The organism is Labrenzia sp. PO1 (assembly GCF_012273635.1).
In the GTDB taxonomy this organism is placed as follows: Bacteria; Pseudomonadota; Alphaproteobacteria; order Rhizobiales; family Stappiaceae; genus Roseibium; species Roseibium algicola.
Genome location: NZ_JAAXCR010000005.1, coordinates 278,866 through 296,456, shown reverse-complemented (window position 1 = coordinate 296,456; position 17,591 = coordinate 278,866). Strand labels below are relative to the sequence as shown.

Below are 17,591 nucleotides of genomic sequence, written 5' to 3'. Positions count from 1 at the left end.
ATGATGAAAAAATATGGCCTGACCGCGATCGCGCTCTGTCTGGTGAGCTTCTATCTCTTCCCGCTTTACTGGATGTACATCACGGCCCTGAAAAGCGGCACGGAAATCTTCGCCAATCCGCCGACCTTCTGGCCGGAAAATCCGCAATGGATGGTTGGCGAAGTCTGGACGCGCCTGAAGATGGACGTCTACCTCTGGAACTCGCTTCTGATTGCCTCGGGTGTGACGATTATCGTCGCCATTTGCGGCACGGGCTGTGCCTATGTTCTCTCTCGCATCCGAAACCGCTGGATGGACGTGGTGCTCTTCATCGTTCTGATGATGCAGGTCTTGCCATCTTCCCTGATGATCACGCCGATTTTCGTTGCCTTCAACCAGGTTGGCCTCAACGAGGTGCCAAGAACATCGGTGATACTGGCGCAGGCGGCGAAGGTTCTGCCGCTCTATATCGTGCTGTGCCGCGCAACCTTTCTGCAGGTTCCAAGGGAGCTGGAAGAAGCCGCGCTGGTCGACGGCAACTCGCGGATCGGTGCGTTCCTGTCCATCATCGTCCCGCTTGCAAGAAACGGCATTCTGGTGACGTCGGTGCTCATCTTCCTGCAGTCCTTCGGGGAATATGTCTATTCGCGCTCCCTGATCACGCAGCGAGCGCTACAGCCGGCGACCGTCGGTCTGCAGTCCTTCATGGGCCCCAACACGTCCGACTGGTCCGGTGTGATGACCTACTCCGCGATCTACGTGACGCCGGTTCTCATCATATTTGTGTTGCTGCAACGCCAGATCGTCAGCGGCCTGACCTCCGGAGCCCTCAAATGAGCTATCAGATCGAGCTGGAAAACATCCAGAAATACTACGGTGCCTATCACGCGCTCCGCGACGTCTGCCTGCAGATCCCCAAGGGACAATTCGTTGCTCTGGTCGGGCCTTCGGGATGCGGCAAGTCCACCTTGTTGCGCACCATCGCCGGACTGGAAAAAATCACCAGCGGCACGATGCGGATCGCGGGGGATGCGGTCAATGATAAGGCTCCACGCGAGCGGGACCTGGCGATGGTGTTCCAGTCCTACGCCCTTTATCCGCACATGACCGTTCGCCAGAATCTGACCTATTCCATGCGGCTTCGGAGACGCCCCAAGTCCGAAATCGAAAAGGCGGTGGAGGAAATTGCCCGCGTGACCGGGTTGGGCGAACTTCTCGACAGATATCCGCGGCAACTCTCCGGTGGGCAGCGCCAGCGCGTTGCCATGGGCCGGGCCATCATCCGCAACCCGAAGGCGTTCCTGTTCGACGAACCGCTTTCCAATCTGGATGCGGCGCTCCGGGTGCACATGCGCTCCGAAATCCGGCAGCTGCACAATCGCCTCGGTGCGACGTCCGTCTATGTGACCCACGACCAGATCGAGGCGATGACAATGGCCGATCAGGTGGTGGTCATGCGAAGCGGGGTAATTGAACAGAAAGGCGCGCCACTCGACCTTTACGACAGGCCAGTGAACAAGTTCGTTGCGGGCTTTATCGGCTCCCCGGCGATGAATTTTGTCGATGGCGTCGTAGCGGAGGGGGGCAAGAGTGTTGGTCTTGCTCTTCCCGGGACACCGGAGATCGCATTTGAAGGACTGCAACTGCCCGGTCAAAAGGTAACGGTCGGACTGCGGCCGGAACACCTGATGGTCGGGCAGGGGGATACCGGAAATGAAATGACGCTTCCGGTATCGCTCGTTGAGAGAACGGGGGCAGTCTCCTACGTGCTCACCGACACGGATCCCGGGCTCTTGATTACTGCTCCGGTTCGTGTCGAAGATGGCGTTCGGTCGGTCTCCGTTTCGATCAAACCGGAACACATCCACCTGTTCGACAGGGAAACCGGCAACGCCCTCCTGCACGCGTGATATCCCAGCCGTCCAATTGAGTGTCTGCGGATCGGAAACTCCTGGCAAAGGGGCTCCTGTCCGCTGGCGACCGTCGTGAAAATCGATGTTGCGGCGGCTGGGAAAATGATCATTTAAACAGATCATTCTGATAGAAATTATATCACTTAAATAAAACGTTCGATCGGTGCTATTTCAGGGCCACCCATTGACCTGAAGTGTTGCAGTGTTAATGACCCGGCTAAATTGCTCTTCCATTCCTTTTGCGCTCCCAATGAGGGATGGCGCCGCCGCAGGGCCCTGGCCTTGCGGGCATTTCCGTCGCGCTGTTTGCCCCGCGGATTGAGCCTTTGAGCAAAATCCCTTTGTAACAACGTTAGGCGAACCACCGCGACTGCGAAACCTCTCAAAGGGTTGCCAGTCTCACCATCGCCTTTTGGCAGTGCCGCACGGTCTCTCCGTGAGGCTTTGGCAGCGGCAACAAGAAGAGACCTTTTCACTCGTAAGCAAAAATAAACATGCATGCGCATGCAAATATATTGACGATGGCGAGGCTCTAACTATATTGCATGCACATACAAATAAAATGAGAGCCAACTTGATGAGTGCCGTTACAGTTTACACCGACTACGTCTGTCCCTTTTGCCTGCTCGCAGAACAGGTCGTGACGACAGCGATCGGTGACAGGAAGATCCCGATATCCTGGCGAGCCCATGAATTGCGGCCCGACCCGGTGCCAACGCTGAAGCCCGAGGATCCTTACCTTCCGGCGATCTGGAACCGGTCGGTTTATCCGCTTGCGGAAAGCCTTCAGATGCCAATCAAGCTGCCGTCGATTTCGCCTCAGCCACGCACCAACAAGGCTTTCGAGCTGCTGGCCCTGGCGCAGGATCGAGGACTGGATCATCCGTATTCGATGCGGATCTTGCGCGCCTTCTTCCAGGAGGATCGCGACATCGGCGATCCCGAGGTTCTTGTCGCATTGGCTGCGGAAGCGGGGATCGACCCGGATGAAGCCCGGCAGGCTCTCGAAAGCGGGGCCTATCGCGAACGTCACCGTGAAGCACTGCGCCACGCCCGCGAAGACATGGCGATCACGTCGGTTCCCACGATCGTGGTCGGGGATCAGATTTTCCGGGGAGTGCCCCCGCTGGACGAGTTGCTTCAGGTAATCGACCGGTTGGAAAGCGCCCCCGGCAATAGCGGCCGCTCCTGTTAATCGACGCGGCCAGGTCTAAAGGCATCCGCCTTCACACACTCTCAATCTACGAAAGGAACATGCAATGAGTTGGGTTTATCTCGGAATCGCCGTGATCTTTGAGATCGCGGTCGCAATAAGTGCCGGAAATGCAAAAGGGTTCACACGGTTCGGGTGGACCGCCGCAACCCTCGTGAGCGGCGCTATCGCCACCTTCTTCCTGAGCCTTGCGCTCCTCACCTTCGATGTCGGTGTCGGGTACGCAATCTGGACCTCCGTCTCAGGTGTCGGGATCGTCGTCCTGGGGGCGCTGTTCTTTGGTCAGCAGCTCAACTGGAAGAAAGGCCTCGGCATTGTCTTCGTCATTGGCGGCGTTGTCGGCCTGCGCCTGAGTGGTGCTGCCTGAGCACCTGAAACACAAAATATCTCTTCCAATTCTCTTCTGATCAAAAGGAACAGCAAATCATGGATACGCTCCAGAAAACCCAGGGCAATGGCGGTGCATGGGGCATGCTGATGCTCGCCAGCGCGTTCGAAATCGGCTATGCGCTCAGCGTCGGCGGCAGTCAGGCCTTCACCATTCCGAGCTGGTCGATTGCCGCCGTCGTTTTCTTCCTGCTCACGCTTTACTTCCTCAGTGCCGCGCTGAGAACCATCGACGTGGGGATCGGCTATGCCGTATGGGCAGGGATCGGCTCGGTCGGGGCTGCCGTCTTCGGTAGCTTCTTGCTCGACCAGCCGTTGACGCTGATCCAGGCAGTCTGGCTGGGTGTCATTATCGCAGGTGTCGTCTGGCTGAAGCTGGCCGACAGCCCGAAGCTTGCGGCGACAGCCTGATGGGGACGGATCGTTCAGAACGCCTTGACCAGCTCATGGAGGAGGCCGTGGCCTTCTCCGTGGATCATGTCCACAAAGGCGGCATTCCCTTCACCGCTCTTGTCGTTGACGGAAATGGCACAGTAATCGGGCGCGGTGTCAACCGCGTTCGGGATCATCATGATCCGACCGCGCATGCGGAAGTCGATGCGATCCGCGACGCTTGCCGCACGCTTAAAACTCCACATCTGCACGGGACCATTCTGCTTGCGTCAGGCGAACCTTGCGCGATGTGTTACATGAGCGCGCTTTATGCAGGCATCTCGCAGGTATTCTTTGCCGCCGATCGTGATGAAGTGGCAAGGCACGGCTTTGATTATCGAGGTTCCTATGGGCTGTTTGCCAGTGATCCGTTGGCCTGGCAGTCGCCTCGCGTGGCCAAGCTGGCCGTTCCCAAAGCCATGCGGCCTTTCCAGAACTTTGCCGCGATGAGCCGCATTTCCGACTAATGGCAGTTACTTGTTTCTGCGCTTGCATGAGCATACAAATGCTCAACGTAAGCGCAGAACACTCGAAGGTCCAGATTGATCATGTCCAATAGCAGTGGTTCGTGGCTCAGGCTGATCCACGCGGTCGCCAACGTCGAAGCAGACCTCGCAAAAGTCCTGCAAGACCGGCATGGCCTTGGTCTGTCGGATTATCGCGCCCTCGAGATCCTCTCCAAATCGCCCACCTCCGAATTGCGAATGCAAGAACTGGCTGCCCATCTGCAGCTGAACCAGAGTTCCGTATCACGCATGGTCGAGCGTCTGGAGCGGGGTGGCTTCACGGTTCGTGATCTTTGTCCGGACGACAAGCGCGGTGTCTACACCGTTCTCACCGACAAGGGACGTGCACATTTTGAAAGCGCGAAGCCCGATTACGAAAACGCATTGGAAAATGCCCTCAAGGAGCACGGTGGTGCCGAGTTGCTGCTTGCGCGATTTGGAAATGCGGAAGACGTGGTCTGATTGGCCATTTGCGGTTGCGTTGCCGATCAATGGCAAACTTAAAACGGAATGCTGAGCCTGAGCGAGCCGCTGTTGGTGGCCAGATTTTCGGAGAATCGGCCATTGTATTCCAGGCGCAGGTCGACCCCTTCAATGGATGTGAGCTGAAGGCCGGCCCCGATCGAGGCAAACAGATCCTCATGTTCGAGAGACGTCTTGAACGACCCGGTTCCCCCGGCGCGGTTGGTGAAGCGTGCATCTGTTTCCCATTGGTCACTGGACAGGAACGACACACCGAGTTTTCCATATACACGCAGGTCCTTGCCGTCCTTGTAGCGCAGGCGGCTTCCGATCTCGATAGAAGGCGTTGCGGCAAAATTCCAGTGGCCGGTGGAGTCGAATTCAAGTCCGTAATCACCGCTTTCCCGGTAGTCGCCGACCCTGGAATAGATAGCGTCGAAGTCGACATAAGGTTTAACGTAGACGTTGGTTGCCGCGAAGGTGCGTGCGATCCGTGCTCTGACGGACCCTGCCAGCACGTCGGGTGAGCTGGAGATCGTCTCGGAAAGATCGGAGATCGACAGGTTACGGTCGAACCTGGTTGCTCCGTAACTGCCAGCGGCAGCGGCCGAAAGGGTCCAGGCCCCTATCTCCCGCTTCAGGCTTGCCCCGAGATACCCCGCCTTGCCGTCTCCTTTCACGGTTCCGGAGGCCTGTGAAATCCATGTTTGCTGAAAGGCAGCAGCGCCACCGATGAACCAGCCGGGCGCTATTTCCCGTTGTCCTCCCAGCTGGTAGGTCAGCGCGTTAGCGTTATAGCTCGGTGAATTGCCGATGGCTGAGCGGTGGCCCGTTCCGCCGGTTGCGCGTGCCCAGCCACAGGAGCCTTCGGTTATGCCTGCGCCATCGCCTTCGAAGACAGGACAACTCATCAGGCTGTCGCCGAAGGACAGCATTTCGAAGGTCTGTTCGACGACGGCAGCAAGCCCGGTGCGCGGCAGAAGCTGGTTCAGGGTGTCTGCATAGCTTCCGGATTGATTGTCGACCTCGTCGGCAATGGCCCCGAACAGTGTTCCGAATGTGTTGTTGCCGCCGCGATCCCAGATATTCTGCAGGTTTTCCGCAACGGCCTTCTGATCCCGGTTTAGTTTCACCTTGCCGTTGGGGGTAAAGTCGGCGCCGGTTACCTGGAAATAATAGTCGGAGCCTTCCGGACTGAACAGGTAATCGAAGATGAGAGAGTCCTGCGGGGTGAGGGTGCCTGTAACAGATCCGCCGACCGACAGAACTTTCGTCTTCCTGTCCGGAAGAAGGCTGATGGTCTTGAGGCCGAGTGTTCCTGCAAGCGTCGCGTCGCCGCGTACTTCCAGCCAATCGGAATCGAAATTGTTCAGGTCGATGTCCGCGACCAGAAACCCTTGTGCGCTTTGCTTGAAGTTGCCGGTAATCACTGTCTTGCCGGGGTCGCGTGCGCGCCCCAATACGAAGCGGCCGTTGTTGACCACATTTGCATCGTACAGATAGCCGTCAGCAAGGGTGTTGGGTGAGTTGTTGGTGACTGTACCGGCGCTGCCGCCGTCGGCATTGGTCAGGACGACATCCCCGTAAAGAGACGCAGTGTCGTTGACGGTTACATTGAGGATTGCCCCGTCAGCCGTCGTGCCCGTTCCGGTATACCAGACCGCATAGGAGCCGGTGTCGTCGGTGCCGTTGCGAGATGCGCCCGACTGGACGATAGCATTGTCGTTCAGAACCAGCGTGTTGTTGAGCCCGTTGGAGACCCTGATGGCGGCCGCGTCCGTATCCGTGCCCCCCTGGACGTTGCCTTGTCCGTCAACCGTGATCCCGATTGTGCCGTTGCCGTCAGCGCCCTGGCTTTGCGCAAAGACACCCGACGAACGCGATCCGGAGGCATAGACCTGACTTGCGATTTCCAGATCGATAGCGCCCGCGGTTCCCGTGCTGTCTGTTGACATGAGGCCAGCCACGCCGCCGGTGCCGGTTCCGGATATACCGCCGCCGCCGCCGATGGACTGAGCGATAATACCGATGGACTCGTCACCCGTGACGGTGATCGGCGCGTCGATATCCAGTGTGATCTGGCCACCATTGCCGCTGGCGCCGCCGGAGGTCAGGTTCGCGGTGGCGTTGGTCATGGAACCGCCGGTCGCATCGCCCGCCAATCCACCGCCACCACCGATGGATTGTGCCACCAGGCCGAAAGCGCCGTCGCCGCGGGTCTGGATGCCGGCGCCTCCGGTTAGCTGGAACGTCACCGCGTCACCGTTGCCTGCCGCACCGCCCGTGCCGCCAATTGCCAGATCAAGCCCGCCTTCTACGCTACCGGTGACGCCATAACCACCGCCGCCGCCGATGGACTGGAGCAGAACGCCATGAGAGCGGTTGCCGTAGGTGGCAATCGTCGTGTCCATCGTCAGATCGATTGTGCCGCCATTACCGGCCACACCGCCAGAACCGCCAACAGAGACGCTCAGCTCACTGCCGTCGACGCGGGTTGTCTCTGCGCTGCTGCCGACCCCGCCTGTGCCGCCGCCACCGCCGATTGACTGGGCAACCAGGGCAGCAGCATCATTGCCGCTGGTGGTGATCGTTACCGCGCTGGTGTCATAGGTGTGAACCTGGCCGCCATCGCCGCCTGCACCACCTGTGCCGCCGCCGTCGCCACCGATCGCCAGTGTGCCGGTCTGGTTGTCCGAGCCGTCGCCACCCTGGCCGCCACCGCCACCGATGGACTGCATCGTCATGCCGGTGGCTGCAAAACCTGCCGTGTTGATGAAATTGCTGTTGCCGTCTGCCAGCCAGACGGCGACTTCACCGCCGTCCCCGCCCGAGCCGCCCCTGCCGCCGACGGCAAGTTCGATGGAGGCACTGACTTCGCTGCCGCTGGCGGTGGACGAGCCACCCTGACCGCCGCCGCCGCCAATTGATTGCAGCACGACCCCGTCCGCCCAGGCACCTTGCGTGATGATCTGGCCATCATGGTAATATTTGACCTGATTGCCGTCACCGCCAGACCCGCCGCCGCCACCGACATCGACCGTGAACGAATAGGAAGCTCCCGCATCCGACAGGCGCTTGATCTGTTTCTTCAAGGCCCCAATGGCGTCAAGAACCTTGTGAGACGACGCGTCATTGCCGAGCGATCCGCCGATCCCGCCGCCGCCGCCGATGGATTGCAGCACGACACCGTCCGAGTCGCCGCCGAAGGTTTCGATGCGGCCGTATTGTTCGGCGTAGATGGTACCGCCGTTGCCGCCGCTGCCGCCAATGGCTCCAACACCCAGGGACATGCTGCCGGAAACGCTGCTGGCGCCAACGCCAAGGTAGACGGTGCCACCCTGCGAATTGCCGCCACCGCCACCGATGGACTGCCCGACCAGGCCCTTGGAACCCGATCCCTGCGTCTGGACCGTGTAGCCGGCAAAGTTATGGATCTCGACGGAGGAGCCGTCACCGCCCGAACCACCCTGGCCACCCAGGGAAATCTTCGCTTCCAGCGACGCGATACCGCCTTGCGAATAGGCGTTGCTGTTGCCCAGGCCGCCGTTACCGCCGCCTCCGCCAATCGATTGCGCCAGTACGCCATGAGCCCCGTCGCCGAAAGTGAAAAGCGTGCTTTCCGGGGCCAGGCTTGTCAGTTTCGTTGCGGTGGTGCTACCTGAATTGGAAGACGAGCCGTAGCTTCCCAGAGTTACGTTGACTTCCCCGCCATTGCCGCCGCCGGATGTCGTGAACGCATAATCCGAATTGAAGTCGCTCAGGACATTGCCCGTGCCGCCGCCCAGAGCAACGGTAGCGGTGGATTCCACAGTGTCCTTGTCGCCAAGCGTGGCTGTCAGCGCGGACGCATCGCCGCCGTTGCCGCCGCCGCCGCCAACCGATTGAGCAAGGATCCCGTGAGAGGCGTCGCCGATTGTCGTGAGCCTGGAGGGTTGGTCATAGGTGACGGTCACGTCGCCGCCGGCTCCCGCATTGCCGCCGTTGCCGCCAACGGTTGCCACATAGTTGAAGGCGAGGGGAACGCCGGTGCCGGTTGGAGCGGCTACCAGAAAATCGCCGGCGGATGTCGAGCCGCCATTGCCGCCACCACCACCGATGGACTGGGCCAGAATGCCGGTGGCATTGTTGGGGGCGTATTTGGAGGTGGAAGACGCGGAAAGTCCGGTGGCGATGGTGCCGCTTGAAAGATCGATTGTGACGTCGTCCCCGTCGCCTCCGTCGCCGCCACTGCCGCCGAGGACAAAGGCGGCGTTGAAGCCGATGGTCGCGTCAAAGTAATTGGCGCTGCCACCCGTGCCCCCACCACCACCGATGGACTGTGCGAGGACAGCTGTCGACTGAGCGCCGGAGGTCGCGGCGTAAAACTGGTTCTGGGTCAGGGAAACGGTTCCACCGTCACCGCCATCGCCGCCGCTGCCCCCCATCTGGAAGGCGAGGAACGAAAGGACGCTGAAATTCTTGACGCTGCCGCCGTTGCCGCCGCCGCCGCCGATGGACTGGGCGATCAGCCCCGGTGCGAATACGCCGGTTGTGGTGATGTGCGCGTTGCCGTTGCTTGTGGCAGCCAGAAGTGAGGGAAGGTCGGAGTAAACGCATCCGCCGGTGTTGTCGACGCAGACCTCGCCGCCGTCACCACCGAGGTCGGCGGAACCGCCGACGCCGATGGAGGCGATGGTCGACAGGGTTTGCACGCTGCCGCCGTTGCCGCCACCGCCGCCAACAGACTGGAAGATGGCGCCCGGCGAATAGCCGCCGGAGGTGACGATGGTTCCGATGTTCGGAATGGCGACCGTTCCGCCCTTTCCGCCAGCCGACCCCTGACCGCCTACGCCGACAGTGCCGGTGGCATCGCCACCCGAGCCACCGCCGCCGCCAATCGATTGCGCAAGGATTCCGGTAGAGGAGTCGCCTTTGGTCGTGACCTTCTGCGTATTCGAAACGCCGACGTAACTTCCGTTGGACGTTGTCGATCCGGCAGCGCTGCCGCCAACGCTGACAAACCCGCTGGAAGATCCCGCGGCTCCGCCGCCACCGCCAATGGATTGGGCGATGATGCCGAGCGAGTTGAAGCCGTTGGTCGTGATGTCCGCGCTTGAGTTGACCGTTACGGTACCGGCTGCGCCTCCACCGGCGCCATCGCCGCCCAGTCCAACCAGGGTTGAGGCATCGATCCCGCCGGTTCCGCCACTTCCTGCGATCGACTGCGCGACGACACCGAAGGCATGGTCTGCTGCCGTTGAGACTGTCGCATTGCCAAGCGAAAGGGTGACGTTTCCGGCATTGCCGCCATTGCCGCCGTTGCCGCTCTGACCGCCGAGAACACTCTGAAAATCGCTCCCCGTTCCGCCGCCGCCGCCGATGGAGTGCAGCGCGATGGCTGCGGAAAAAGCGCCGCTTGTCTCAATACTGGTATCGCCTGAGACAGTGACGGAAACCGCGCCGGCATCGCCGCCGAAACCGCCGCCGCCACCGGTGCCGGCGAGAGCCGTGCCGTCGCCGCCGTCTCCGCCTTCACCGCCGATACTCTGTGCCAGCACGCCATACACATTAGCGCCACTTGTCTCGATGGATTTTCCGTCTTGAAGAGATACCGACACGGATCCTGCCGTACCGCCATCGCCGCCGCTATGATCCTTGGTGGGGCCGGTGCCACCCTTGCCGCCGAGGCTTTTTGCGCCGATTGCTGCGCTCGGTTCGTAGCTGCCGCCGGTAACATCGAGGACGAGCCTGGCTGAGTTGGTGATCGAGACGTTGCCGCCGTTGCCGCCATCGCCGCCGTCGTCGCTGTTGTCAGTCGAGGCGGTCCCGGCGCCGCCTTCGCTTAACCCATAGAGAACGAACAGGCCGTCGCCCCCGGCCGTGGTGACATCCCAGTAGATGTCGCCGTTCATGGCGTTGTTGATCGTGACTGTTCCACCAGCACCGGCATTGCCGTTGTTATCGCCGCCTCTGCCGCCAAAGGATCTGGCGATGAATCCGCCGCCTTCTCCAAGCCCCTGAAAACGGTTGCTGCTCGAACCGACGGTGAAGCTGCTCGGAGCGGTGTTGTTGACGGTGACGCTGCCGCCGTCACCGCCCTTGCCGCCATATTGGTCGGACAGGACGCTGTTGTTCTGGTTGCCTCCTGTTCCGCCGTTGCTTTCGGCAACGAAAATAGCAAATCCGAAATTGGCGTAACCAATGGCGGTATAGCTTGCAAGGCCGTTGTTGGTAACCTGCACCGAGCCACCGTTGCCGCCTGCGCCGCCGTTCGAATTGTTATCTCCGTTGGATTGATCGCCTTCGCCGCCGCTGGATTGGGCGAAGATGCCCATTGCAAATTGGCTGACTTCCGACACGCTGATATCGATATTTGACTGATTGACGATTGTAACTGTTCCGCCAGCTCCGGCTGCGCCGGAGTCCTCGCCTGCCGACCCTCTGGACTCGACATACCAGTTTGCATAGATGCCCTTGCTGGTTGGGATAACCATATTCTGCTGGGCGTAATTCTGGATCGTGATGCCAGGGGCCTGGGCGCCAGCGGATGCACCCGTTGCGGTCAGATCGACGTAACTGACATCCGTGCCGGTATTGAAGGTGCAAACCCACGGGTCGCCGGAATCGTCACACAGGGAATCCGCCAGGGCGGGGGATGAAAGGCACAGGCTCGCAACGGATGCGGTGGACAACAGCAGCGATTTCACGCGAATGTTTTTTCTGACCGAAGGATGGGAGACCTGGTCTTTTCCTTCGGTTGTAAGGCCGAGGCCCATTTTCTTATCCCTGAAACAATTGGCTTGAAAAGTTTTGAGACGGAACTTTTTGCTCTTCCTCGTCAGGAATAACTATGGTTGCAGGGCAGCGGGTTTCACTGCAAATTCGATGAACCAGCTGAAATCATCGATGAAATTGTGGGCCGTGCCGCAGGAGCGGTCCTATATTGAAAGTTACCTTTCCAGTACGAGATTGCTTGTAACATGCTTTTAGATGAAGCCGTTCCGGCGACGACACGCAGGACTGTCTCCACTCCAGAAGAAGACGTCCGCGTGCACGCCGTCAGTAAGTCTCATCACGAGGAGCGCCTGCAGCCAGAGACCGAGCATCTCTTCTGGAAACTTCAGATCGGCGGCTGGTTGTTTATAGCCGTTTATGGCTTTTTCGCCCGGGTGGTGACGTTCTCCGACTTCCGGCTTGCGTTCACGTTGACCCTTTCGATGGACCTGGTCGGCTTTCTGCTGACGAGCGCAGCGCATCACTATGTTCTCCGGAACGTCCAGCGGCTGATCACGATTCCGGTGTTCCTGGGGGCGGCGGCGTTTTCGCTCGCGTGTGGCACCTTGCAGATGTATCTAGCCTGGTATCTGCGCGACCTGATTTTTCCTGAAGCCCTGCCCTTCAACACGCCTCTGACGCCGGTCGTTTATTACACTTCGGTTCTGCTGGGCTGGATGCTGGCCTATTTCTGCCTGAGGTCCGATTACGAGGCGCGGATCGCGCGGTTGCGGCGCAGCGAGGCGCTTGCGGAGGCCATGCGTTCCGAACTGGAACAGCTGCGGCTGCAACTGGCGCCTCACTTCCTGTTCAATGCGCTCAATTCCGTCGCCTCGGAAATTCACGAGCGACCCGACACCGCGCTTGAAATGGTGAGGGAAATTGCAGGTTACCTGCGCTATTGCCTGAACCAGCAGCGTCGGGACCTCTGTCCGCTGTCGGAAGAAGTGGAGGCGATGAACGCCTATCTGCGCATCCAGGAAATCCGGTTTGAAGACAAGCTACAATGCACCGTCAGCGTCGATGAAACCGTCAGGGACATGATCGTTCCCCACATGATTCTGCAGGGGCTCGTGGAAAATGCGGTCAAGCACGGGTTAAAGCATCAGTCGAACCGTATCGACATTCACGTCTCTGTCAGCCGTCTCGGCAAGGATGAGGTCGAGGTTTCGGTCACTAACTCAGGGAAGATTTCGGAAACGGACCCGACACGGAAATCGATCGGTCATGCCAACCTCAGAAAACGCCTGCAGCTCTACTATCCGGAAATGCACGAGTTCAGCCTGCGTGAGGGGCAAGGCATGGTCGTTGCACGCATCTTGCTGAAAGGTCCGGCATGCTCCGTGTAGTTCTGGTTGACGACGAACCTTCCGCCAGGCGCGGTCTCAGGCGAATGCTTGCCGAATTTCCCGACATTGCTGTGAGTGGTGAAGCGGGGGACCTCGAGTCTGCCCGGCAAGTGATGCATGAGGTCCGCCCGGATGCGGTTTTCCTTGATGTGGAACTGACCAACGGCAAGGGTCTTGACCTTGCAACGGACCTGCCGCCCGAAACCTTCGTGATCGTCGTCAGTGCATACGATCTATACGCGATCGACGCCTTTGATGTAGCCGCACTCGATTTCCTTGTGAAACCGGTCAAGCCCGAGCGGCTGGAAACAGCGATTGGTCGTCTGCGAGAAAGACTGCCGCCGGTCCCGTCCACTCCGGATAACAATGTGTCCCCAACCTTGGTCACAGCGCAGGGTCGTCTTCAATTCAAGACCAGTTCAGCGTCGATCCTGGTGTCCCACGATGCAGTTGCCTTTCTGCGGGCGGAAGGGGACTATACCCGCGTCTATCTGGAAAACGGTCAGCAACACCTCGCCAATGGCCTCCTGCGCGTTTTCGAAACCAGGCTTCCAGCACCGCCTTTTCACCGGCTGGATCGTTCCACTATCGTGAACTGCGCACAGATCCAGCGCGTCAATTGGCACGCTAGCGGACGCAGCAGCATTCATTTCTCGAATGGGAACAATGTCGTTGAAATTGGGCGCCCGGCATCAAAGAGATTGCGCTCCATTTTGCAGCTGAGCGGAGGCTGAAAAATCGGCGATTGGCGTCCTGGCTCTGGTCGCTGTTCCCAATCTTGGAACGTCCGACAAGGAACGCCAAGCAGTTCAGGAACCTTTCCGCAGCAATATGACGGTTCCTGCCGGATCGCATGTCCAATGGCCGGTGACATCTGTCAGCGGCTCCAGTTCATCGCGTTTGGGAGATCCCAAAGCCGCCAGGGCATTCGTGGGATCCTCATCGAACAGTTCTATCCAGACGTCCGTCTGGCTTTGATGCGGCACGCGGTCGATCCACAATGTCATGGGGCCGAACGAGAAGCCGGTGCTGTCCTTCAGTTCACGCGTCACCTTCAATCCGATCTTGTCCCGGTAAAAGGCTACGGTTTCGTCCCACCGATACAGCGGCACCTTGATCGCGATGTTCTTGCCCGGTTCCATTTCCAATTCCCTTTCGATGCGTGTTGCCTATTTGTAAAATCCGTCGCGTAGCCTGATGCCGTTTTCGAGCCAGACCTTCATGGCGCAGAGCATACCCGTCCAGCCTTCGCAGTTGCCGAGACAGGACTTCAGACCCGTTTCGGTTCCGGGCCAGCCAAATTCGTTGATGCGGACATAGGTGCGCCCGTCTTCCAGCTCCTGAAACGTGATGGTCACGGTCGTCCAGGTGCGGGCGTCATCTCCTGCCTCCCACTGCAGAACGACTTTTTCGTTCGGCACCACCTCCTGCACCAGAACAGGGAAAGCACCGGGAAAGTCATGAAAGTCCCAGGACACCTCCGCACCCGCTTCGATGCGGCCTTGGGCTCCCCCGGTCGTGAAGAATTCCGAAAGTTGTGCCGGGTCGACGACAGCCTCAAACACCTCCGCGACGGGTTTGGAAATCCTCCCGCCGACTGTGAATTTCAGTTCCATGGCCCTGTTCCTTGTTGCCTTGCGAGCTATTATGTTATAAAAATATAACATGTCAACAGATGATCAGGATGACGCGCTTTTCAAGGCGCTTGGCCACAGGGCGCGCAGGCACATGCTTGACCTTTTGAAGAAGGGTCCGCTAACCACCGGCCACCTTTGCGAGGCGCTGCCGAAGATAGACCGCTGCACAGTCATGCAGCATCTGAAGGTTCTGGAAAAAGCCGGGCTGGTGGTGGTCGAACGCCGTGGGCGGGAACGGTGGAACCACCTGGATGCACTGCCAATTCAAGCGGTTCACGAGCGCTGGATCGGTCCCTACGCTGCCTACGCAGCCAGCATGCTGGGTGCTCTCAAGAAGAGCGTTGAAAAGAGTGAGGAAACTCACGTGGCATCCGAAACCACCAACGGTGATACGAAAGGTACGTGATGACGTATCAGGTAGGCGCAAGCGCTCTTTTGGTGTGAGCGCTTGCAAGGGGCGTTCTCGTAAAACGCTGACCTCGCTCCGGCGGTGTTAGTGACCGCCGCCGGACGACGAACTTGCGTCTAGGCGTTTTCCGCGCTTCTCGAAAGGCAGCAGACCCTCGTCTCGGGATGACATTGGTCAATCGCGAACAGATTGATTTTGGTGCTGACGAGGTAGAGTGGAAACGCTCTTCCAAGCGTCTGGATCCAATAATCAATATCCAGAGAGTTAAGGTCATTGCAAGACTTGCAATAACTGGAGAGTGAGTACCCTTTTTCCTGCAAGTCTTCGAGCGTTGTGCAGCTGCTTGTTTCCAATGGCTCAAGAATTCTTATGTTTAAAGACATTTTTGGCACACCGTTTTTATTGTCGTAAGCAGCTTCAAGGGCGGTGTTCTTGGTTTTGGGCGATGGGAGCACTTGAAACTTGCATCTTTTTTACCGGTGATTGGGAACGTTCTCAATTCGTGGGAGTACTTAAGTATTATTTGAAAGGGGTGTGGCCCTCCCAGGGTTCGGGCAACCGGAAATCATGGCACGATTTTTACGTATTTAGTCCTGGAACCCGATTGCTTCCCAGACGGGGTTCCGCCACATCTGCGGGTCGACATTGAACGCGGAACTTCAAATGCCCCCAGTTTCAAAACAGGCCTTCGTTGCCAAACGCCCTTACAGAATTGCCGCGCGATTGCTGCGAGCCGGGCAATGATGGTTCGGACCGCGCGGTTGGAGGATACCCCGCAAGTTCTCCGGTTGATCCGAGATCATGCGCAGTATGAGGGCGGGAGAGCCACTATCGACAAGTGCGTGTTGGAACGACTGCTTCAGGTCGAGGCGCCACCGGTTCGGATCCTTGTCGCTGAATCAGATCAGATCGCTGGATATGCCGCGTTGACGACAGACTATTCGCTCTGGTCCGGAGCGCGCTACGGGCATCTCGATTGCCTTTTCGTTGCGAAGGAATATCGCGGCAGGGGCGTCGGCCAGATACTGTTCCTGAAGGTGCGTGAAGAAGCGCATTCTGCCGGGTGCGTTCGGCTTGAATGGCAGACGCCGGACTGGAACCGTCAGGCAACTGAGTTCTACAGAAGAAATGGCGCTGAATATTTGTCGAAAACCCGCTTTGTCCTGCAACTTGACGCAGGGTAGAGGGGGTAGAACTGACAGTGTGGTTGTACTGGATTAAATCTTCACGAGTGCAGAACTTTTTCGATTAAATAGACCCGGTTTAGAAATGCGGATTCAGGCTTTTTTCAGCTTTGACGTGCTCAATACTTGAGTGCAAGTTGGCGCTAATGACGAAGACGCAGCATGTCTACAGAAGTCAACATTCTTATTCGGTCCATGCGTCAGCTGGTTCCCAATCCGGAAACAAGCGCGATCCTGACTGCGATGGGTGTTTCCTACTGGGCTTACGATCCGGTTGCGGAAGAGTTGTGCTGGCAAAGGTCGGATCCGACCTCTGTCAGAGGTTATCGCCTTGCAAAGCTGTCCATTCAAAGGGCGCTTCAATACTACATCCAGCGTGACAGAACCCGCTTCCTCAAGGTGATTTCCAATGCGGTGGAACACGGTCTGTCGCAGACCACTCGTGTCACCATGAAAACGGATGGCGGTCACAAGTCCTACGACCTGGTGGCTTCTCGCATTTCCGGCAAACCGGCGTTTCTGATCATAGGGCTGATGAAGGAGTGTGCGCCGGAAGCGCCGGTCAACGCGGAATTGCCGGACATTCTGCAAAACCTGTCCAACGTCTTTATCTCGAACGCCAGTGCTGTCCTCATTACGGATAGCAAGGGGGTGGTTCAGTCGGCCAATCGCCAGTTTCTGAAGCTGTTCGGCATAAGTAACGCCAAACAGGTTGTCGGCCGAGATGCAAGAACGATCCCCAATTACATAGGCAAGAAGCTCGCCGGCTCATTTGCCGAGATGTTGCGAAGCCGCCTTGCGTCCAAAGGAACGCTCAAGCTGCCTCAGACGGTAGGCGATCCTGTTGAAGTTCTTTACGATCTGCATCCGATGGCGCTCGATGATCCGAACGGCGGTATCATCTTTGCAGGGGAACTTGCTGCCAATTCAGTGGAAATATCCGCCAATGAAGTTCTGGATGCGGTTCCAACCCCAATTCTGGTTGCCGATCTGGATACTCGCCGCATCAAATACGCCAACAAGGCCGGGCGCGGCGAGTTGGGCTTGTCCGCAAAACAAATAGGAAACGAACGGCTATCCGACACGCTCATGAGCGCGAATGACGTTCGTGATCTGACCCTTGTTCTCGACAAGGTCGGCTGGGACGCTGGCCGTGTGTGGCAGGTTCAAAGTCACATCGGACTCAAGCGGCACTACCGCATTCGCACCTGCTTCATCGGCAAACAGTCTTCGCGGCAGATCGTGCTCGAATTTCTGCCTGTCCGGCTTGAAAAGGACAAACCCGGCAACGAAAAAGCCCAGAATTTCTTTTCGCGCCTGCTGGACATGAGCTTCAACTGATCCTGCCATCACCGTACGTCTCTGGA

Annotated in this window: 15 protein-coding genes; 12 read left to right on the top strand and 3 right to left on the bottom strand. The window is 58.6% G+C overall.

What is annotated here, in order from left to right; genetic code table 11:
• The 7 genes from HCG46_RS24845 to HCG46_RS24815 all read left to right on the top strand — a co-directional run bounded on the left by HCG46_RS24845 (position 1) and on the right by HCG46_RS24815 (position 4,892).
• Positions 1-816 carry a carbohydrate ABC transporter permease gene (locus HCG46_RS24845; protein ID WP_023001536.1) on the top strand — a complete coding sequence of 272 codons (816 nt, stop codon included), beginning with the start codon at positions 1-3 and terminating at the stop codon, positions 814-816.
• Positions 813-1,889, top strand: coding sequence for a sn-glycerol-3-phosphate ABC transporter ATP-binding protein UgpC (gene ugpC, locus HCG46_RS24840; RefSeq protein ID WP_168687746.1), 1,077 nt, complete (start codon positions 813-815; stop codon positions 1,887-1,889). The genes HCG46_RS24845 and ugpC overlap by 4 nt, the downstream gene beginning before the upstream one ends.
• 580 nt (positions 1,890-2,469) lie before the next feature.
• Positions 2,470-3,087, top strand: a complete 618-nt coding sequence (locus HCG46_RS24835) for a DsbA family oxidoreductase (protein ID WP_168687745.1) — start codon at positions 2,470-2,472, stop codon at positions 3,085-3,087.
• A 64-nt stretch (positions 3,088-3,151) separates the two neighbouring features.
• On the top strand, positions 3,152-3,472 hold the full coding sequence (locus HCG46_RS24830; RefSeq protein ID WP_168687744.1) for an SMR family transporter: 321 nt from the start codon (positions 3,152-3,154) through the stop codon (positions 3,470-3,472).
• A gap of 59 nt (positions 3,473-3,531) precedes the next feature.
• On the top strand, positions 3,532-3,903 hold the full coding sequence (locus tag HCG46_RS24825) for a multidrug efflux SMR transporter (protein ID WP_055660707.1): 372 nt from the start codon (positions 3,532-3,534) through the stop codon (positions 3,901-3,903).
• A complete protein-coding gene (locus tag HCG46_RS24820; RefSeq protein ID WP_209009615.1) occupies positions 3,903-4,391 on the top strand; it encodes a nucleoside deaminase in 489 nt (162 codons plus the stop codon). Before HCG46_RS24825 ends, HCG46_RS24820 begins: the two co-directional genes overlap by 1 nt.
• A gap of 81 nt (positions 4,392-4,472) precedes the next feature.
• A complete protein-coding gene (locus tag HCG46_RS24815; protein WP_152507774.1) occupies positions 4,473-4,892 on the top strand; it encodes a MarR family transcriptional regulator in 420 nt (139 codons plus the stop codon).
• Between the two features lie 38 nt (positions 4,893-4,930).
• On the opposite strand, the gene HCG46_RS24810 is transcribed toward HCG46_RS24815, so the two are convergent.
• Positions 4,931-11,647: an autotransporter outer membrane beta-barrel domain-containing protein gene (locus HCG46_RS24810; RefSeq protein WP_168687743.1), complete on the bottom strand. Its 6,717-nt coding sequence runs from the start codon at positions 11,645-11,647 to the stop codon at positions 4,931-4,933.
• Positions 11,648-11,851: 204 nt separating this feature from the next.
• Between HCG46_RS24810 and HCG46_RS24805 the strand changes: the two genes are divergently transcribed.
• Together HCG46_RS24805 and HCG46_RS24800 are read left to right on the top strand one after the other, a co-directional pair.
• Positions 11,852-12,994 carry a histidine kinase gene (locus tag HCG46_RS24805; protein ID WP_168687742.1) on the top strand — a complete coding sequence of 381 codons (1,143 nt, stop codon included), beginning with the start codon at positions 11,852-11,854 and terminating at the stop codon, positions 12,992-12,994.
• Positions 12,982-13,728: a LytTR family DNA-binding domain-containing protein gene (locus HCG46_RS24800; RefSeq protein WP_168687741.1), complete on the top strand. Its 747-nt coding sequence runs from the start codon at positions 12,982-12,984 to the stop codon at positions 13,726-13,728. Before HCG46_RS24805 ends, HCG46_RS24800 begins: the two co-directional genes overlap by 13 nt.
• Before the next feature lie 75 nt (positions 13,729-13,803).
• On the opposite strand, the gene HCG46_RS24795 is transcribed toward HCG46_RS24800, so the two are convergent.
• Positions 13,804-14,136 carry a VOC family protein gene (locus tag HCG46_RS24795; RefSeq protein WP_023001524.1) on the bottom strand — a complete coding sequence of 111 codons (333 nt, stop codon included), beginning with the start codon at positions 14,134-14,136 and terminating at the stop codon, positions 13,804-13,806.
• A 27-nt stretch (positions 14,137-14,163) separates the two neighbouring features.
• Positions 14,164-14,610 carry an SRPBCC family protein gene (locus HCG46_RS24790; RefSeq protein WP_168687740.1) on the bottom strand — a complete coding sequence of 149 codons (447 nt, stop codon included), beginning with the start codon at positions 14,608-14,610 and terminating at the stop codon, positions 14,164-14,166.
• Positions 14,611-14,659: 49 nt separating this feature from the next.
• On the opposite strand from HCG46_RS24790, the gene HCG46_RS24785 reads away from it, so the two are divergent.
• The 3 genes from HCG46_RS24785 (at position 14,660) to HCG46_RS24775 (ending at position 17,565) form a co-directional block, all read left to right on the top strand.
• Positions 14,660-15,037 carry a metalloregulator ArsR/SmtB family transcription factor gene (locus HCG46_RS24785; RefSeq protein WP_168687739.1) on the top strand — a complete coding sequence of 126 codons (378 nt, stop codon included), beginning with the start codon at positions 14,660-14,662 and terminating at the stop codon, positions 15,035-15,037.
• An 845-nt stretch (positions 15,038-15,882) separates the two neighbouring features.
• The gene (locus HCG46_RS24780) at positions 15,883-16,224 is read left to right on the top strand and encodes a GNAT family N-acetyltransferase (protein WP_168687738.1); all 342 of its coding nucleotides are present in this window, start codon (positions 15,883-15,885) and stop codon (positions 16,222-16,224) included.
• 162 nt (positions 16,225-16,386) lie between these two features.
• Complete coding sequence (locus HCG46_RS24775) at positions 16,387-17,565, top strand: PAS domain-containing protein (protein ID WP_168687737.1); 1,179 nt, start codon at positions 16,387-16,389, stop codon at positions 17,563-17,565.
• Positions 17,566-17,591 lie beyond the last annotated feature (26 nt).

Excerpts from the sequence above, each read along its gene's own strand:
- HCG46_RS24775 (WP_168687737.1), top strand. The coding sequence starts at position 16,387 with ATGTCTACAGAAGTCAACATTCTTATTCGGTCCATGCGTCAGCTGGTT.
- HCG46_RS24825 (WP_055660707.1), top strand. The coding sequence starts at position 3,532 with ATGGATACGCTCCAGAAAACCCAGGGCAATGGCGGTGCATGGGGCATG.
- HCG46_RS24805 (WP_168687742.1), top strand. The coding sequence starts at position 11,852 with ATGCTTTTAGATGAAGCCGTTCCGGCGACGACACGCAGGACTGTCTCC.
- HCG46_RS24785 (WP_168687739.1), top strand. The coding sequence starts at position 14,660 with ATGTCAACAGATGATCAGGATGACGCGCTTTTCAAGGCGCTTGGCCAC.
- HCG46_RS24830 (WP_168687744.1), top strand. The coding sequence starts at position 3,152 with ATGAGTTGGGTTTATCTCGGAATCGCCGTGATCTTTGAGATCGCGGTC.
- HCG46_RS24820 (WP_209009615.1), top strand. The coding sequence starts at position 3,903 with ATGGGGACGGATCGTTCAGAACGCCTTGACCAGCTCATGGAGGAGGCC.
- HCG46_RS24845 (WP_023001536.1), top strand. The coding sequence starts at position 1 with ATGATGAAAAAATATGGCCTGACCGCGATCGCGCTCTGTCTGGTGAGC.
- HCG46_RS24835 (WP_168687745.1), top strand. The coding sequence starts at position 2,470 with ATGAGTGCCGTTACAGTTTACACCGACTACGTCTGTCCCTTTTGCCTG.
- HCG46_RS24810 (WP_168687743.1), bottom strand. The coding sequence starts at position 11,647 with ATGGGCCTCGGCCTTACAACCGAAGGAAAAGACCAGGTCTCCCATCCT.
- HCG46_RS24795 (WP_023001524.1), bottom strand. The coding sequence starts at position 14,136 with ATGGAACCGGGCAAGAACATCGCGATCAAGGTGCCGCTGTATCGGTGG.
- HCG46_RS24790 (WP_168687740.1), bottom strand. The coding sequence starts at position 14,610 with ATGGAACTGAAATTCACAGTCGGCGGGAGGATTTCCAAACCCGTCGCG.
- HCG46_RS24800 (WP_168687741.1), top strand. The coding sequence starts at position 12,982 with ATGCTCCGTGTAGTTCTGGTTGACGACGAACCTTCCGCCAGGCGCGGT.
- ugpC (WP_168687746.1), top strand. The coding sequence starts at position 813 with ATGAGCTATCAGATCGAGCTGGAAAACATCCAGAAATACTACGGTGCC.
- HCG46_RS24815 (WP_152507774.1), top strand. The coding sequence starts at position 4,473 with ATGTCCAATAGCAGTGGTTCGTGGCTCAGGCTGATCCACGCGGTCGCC.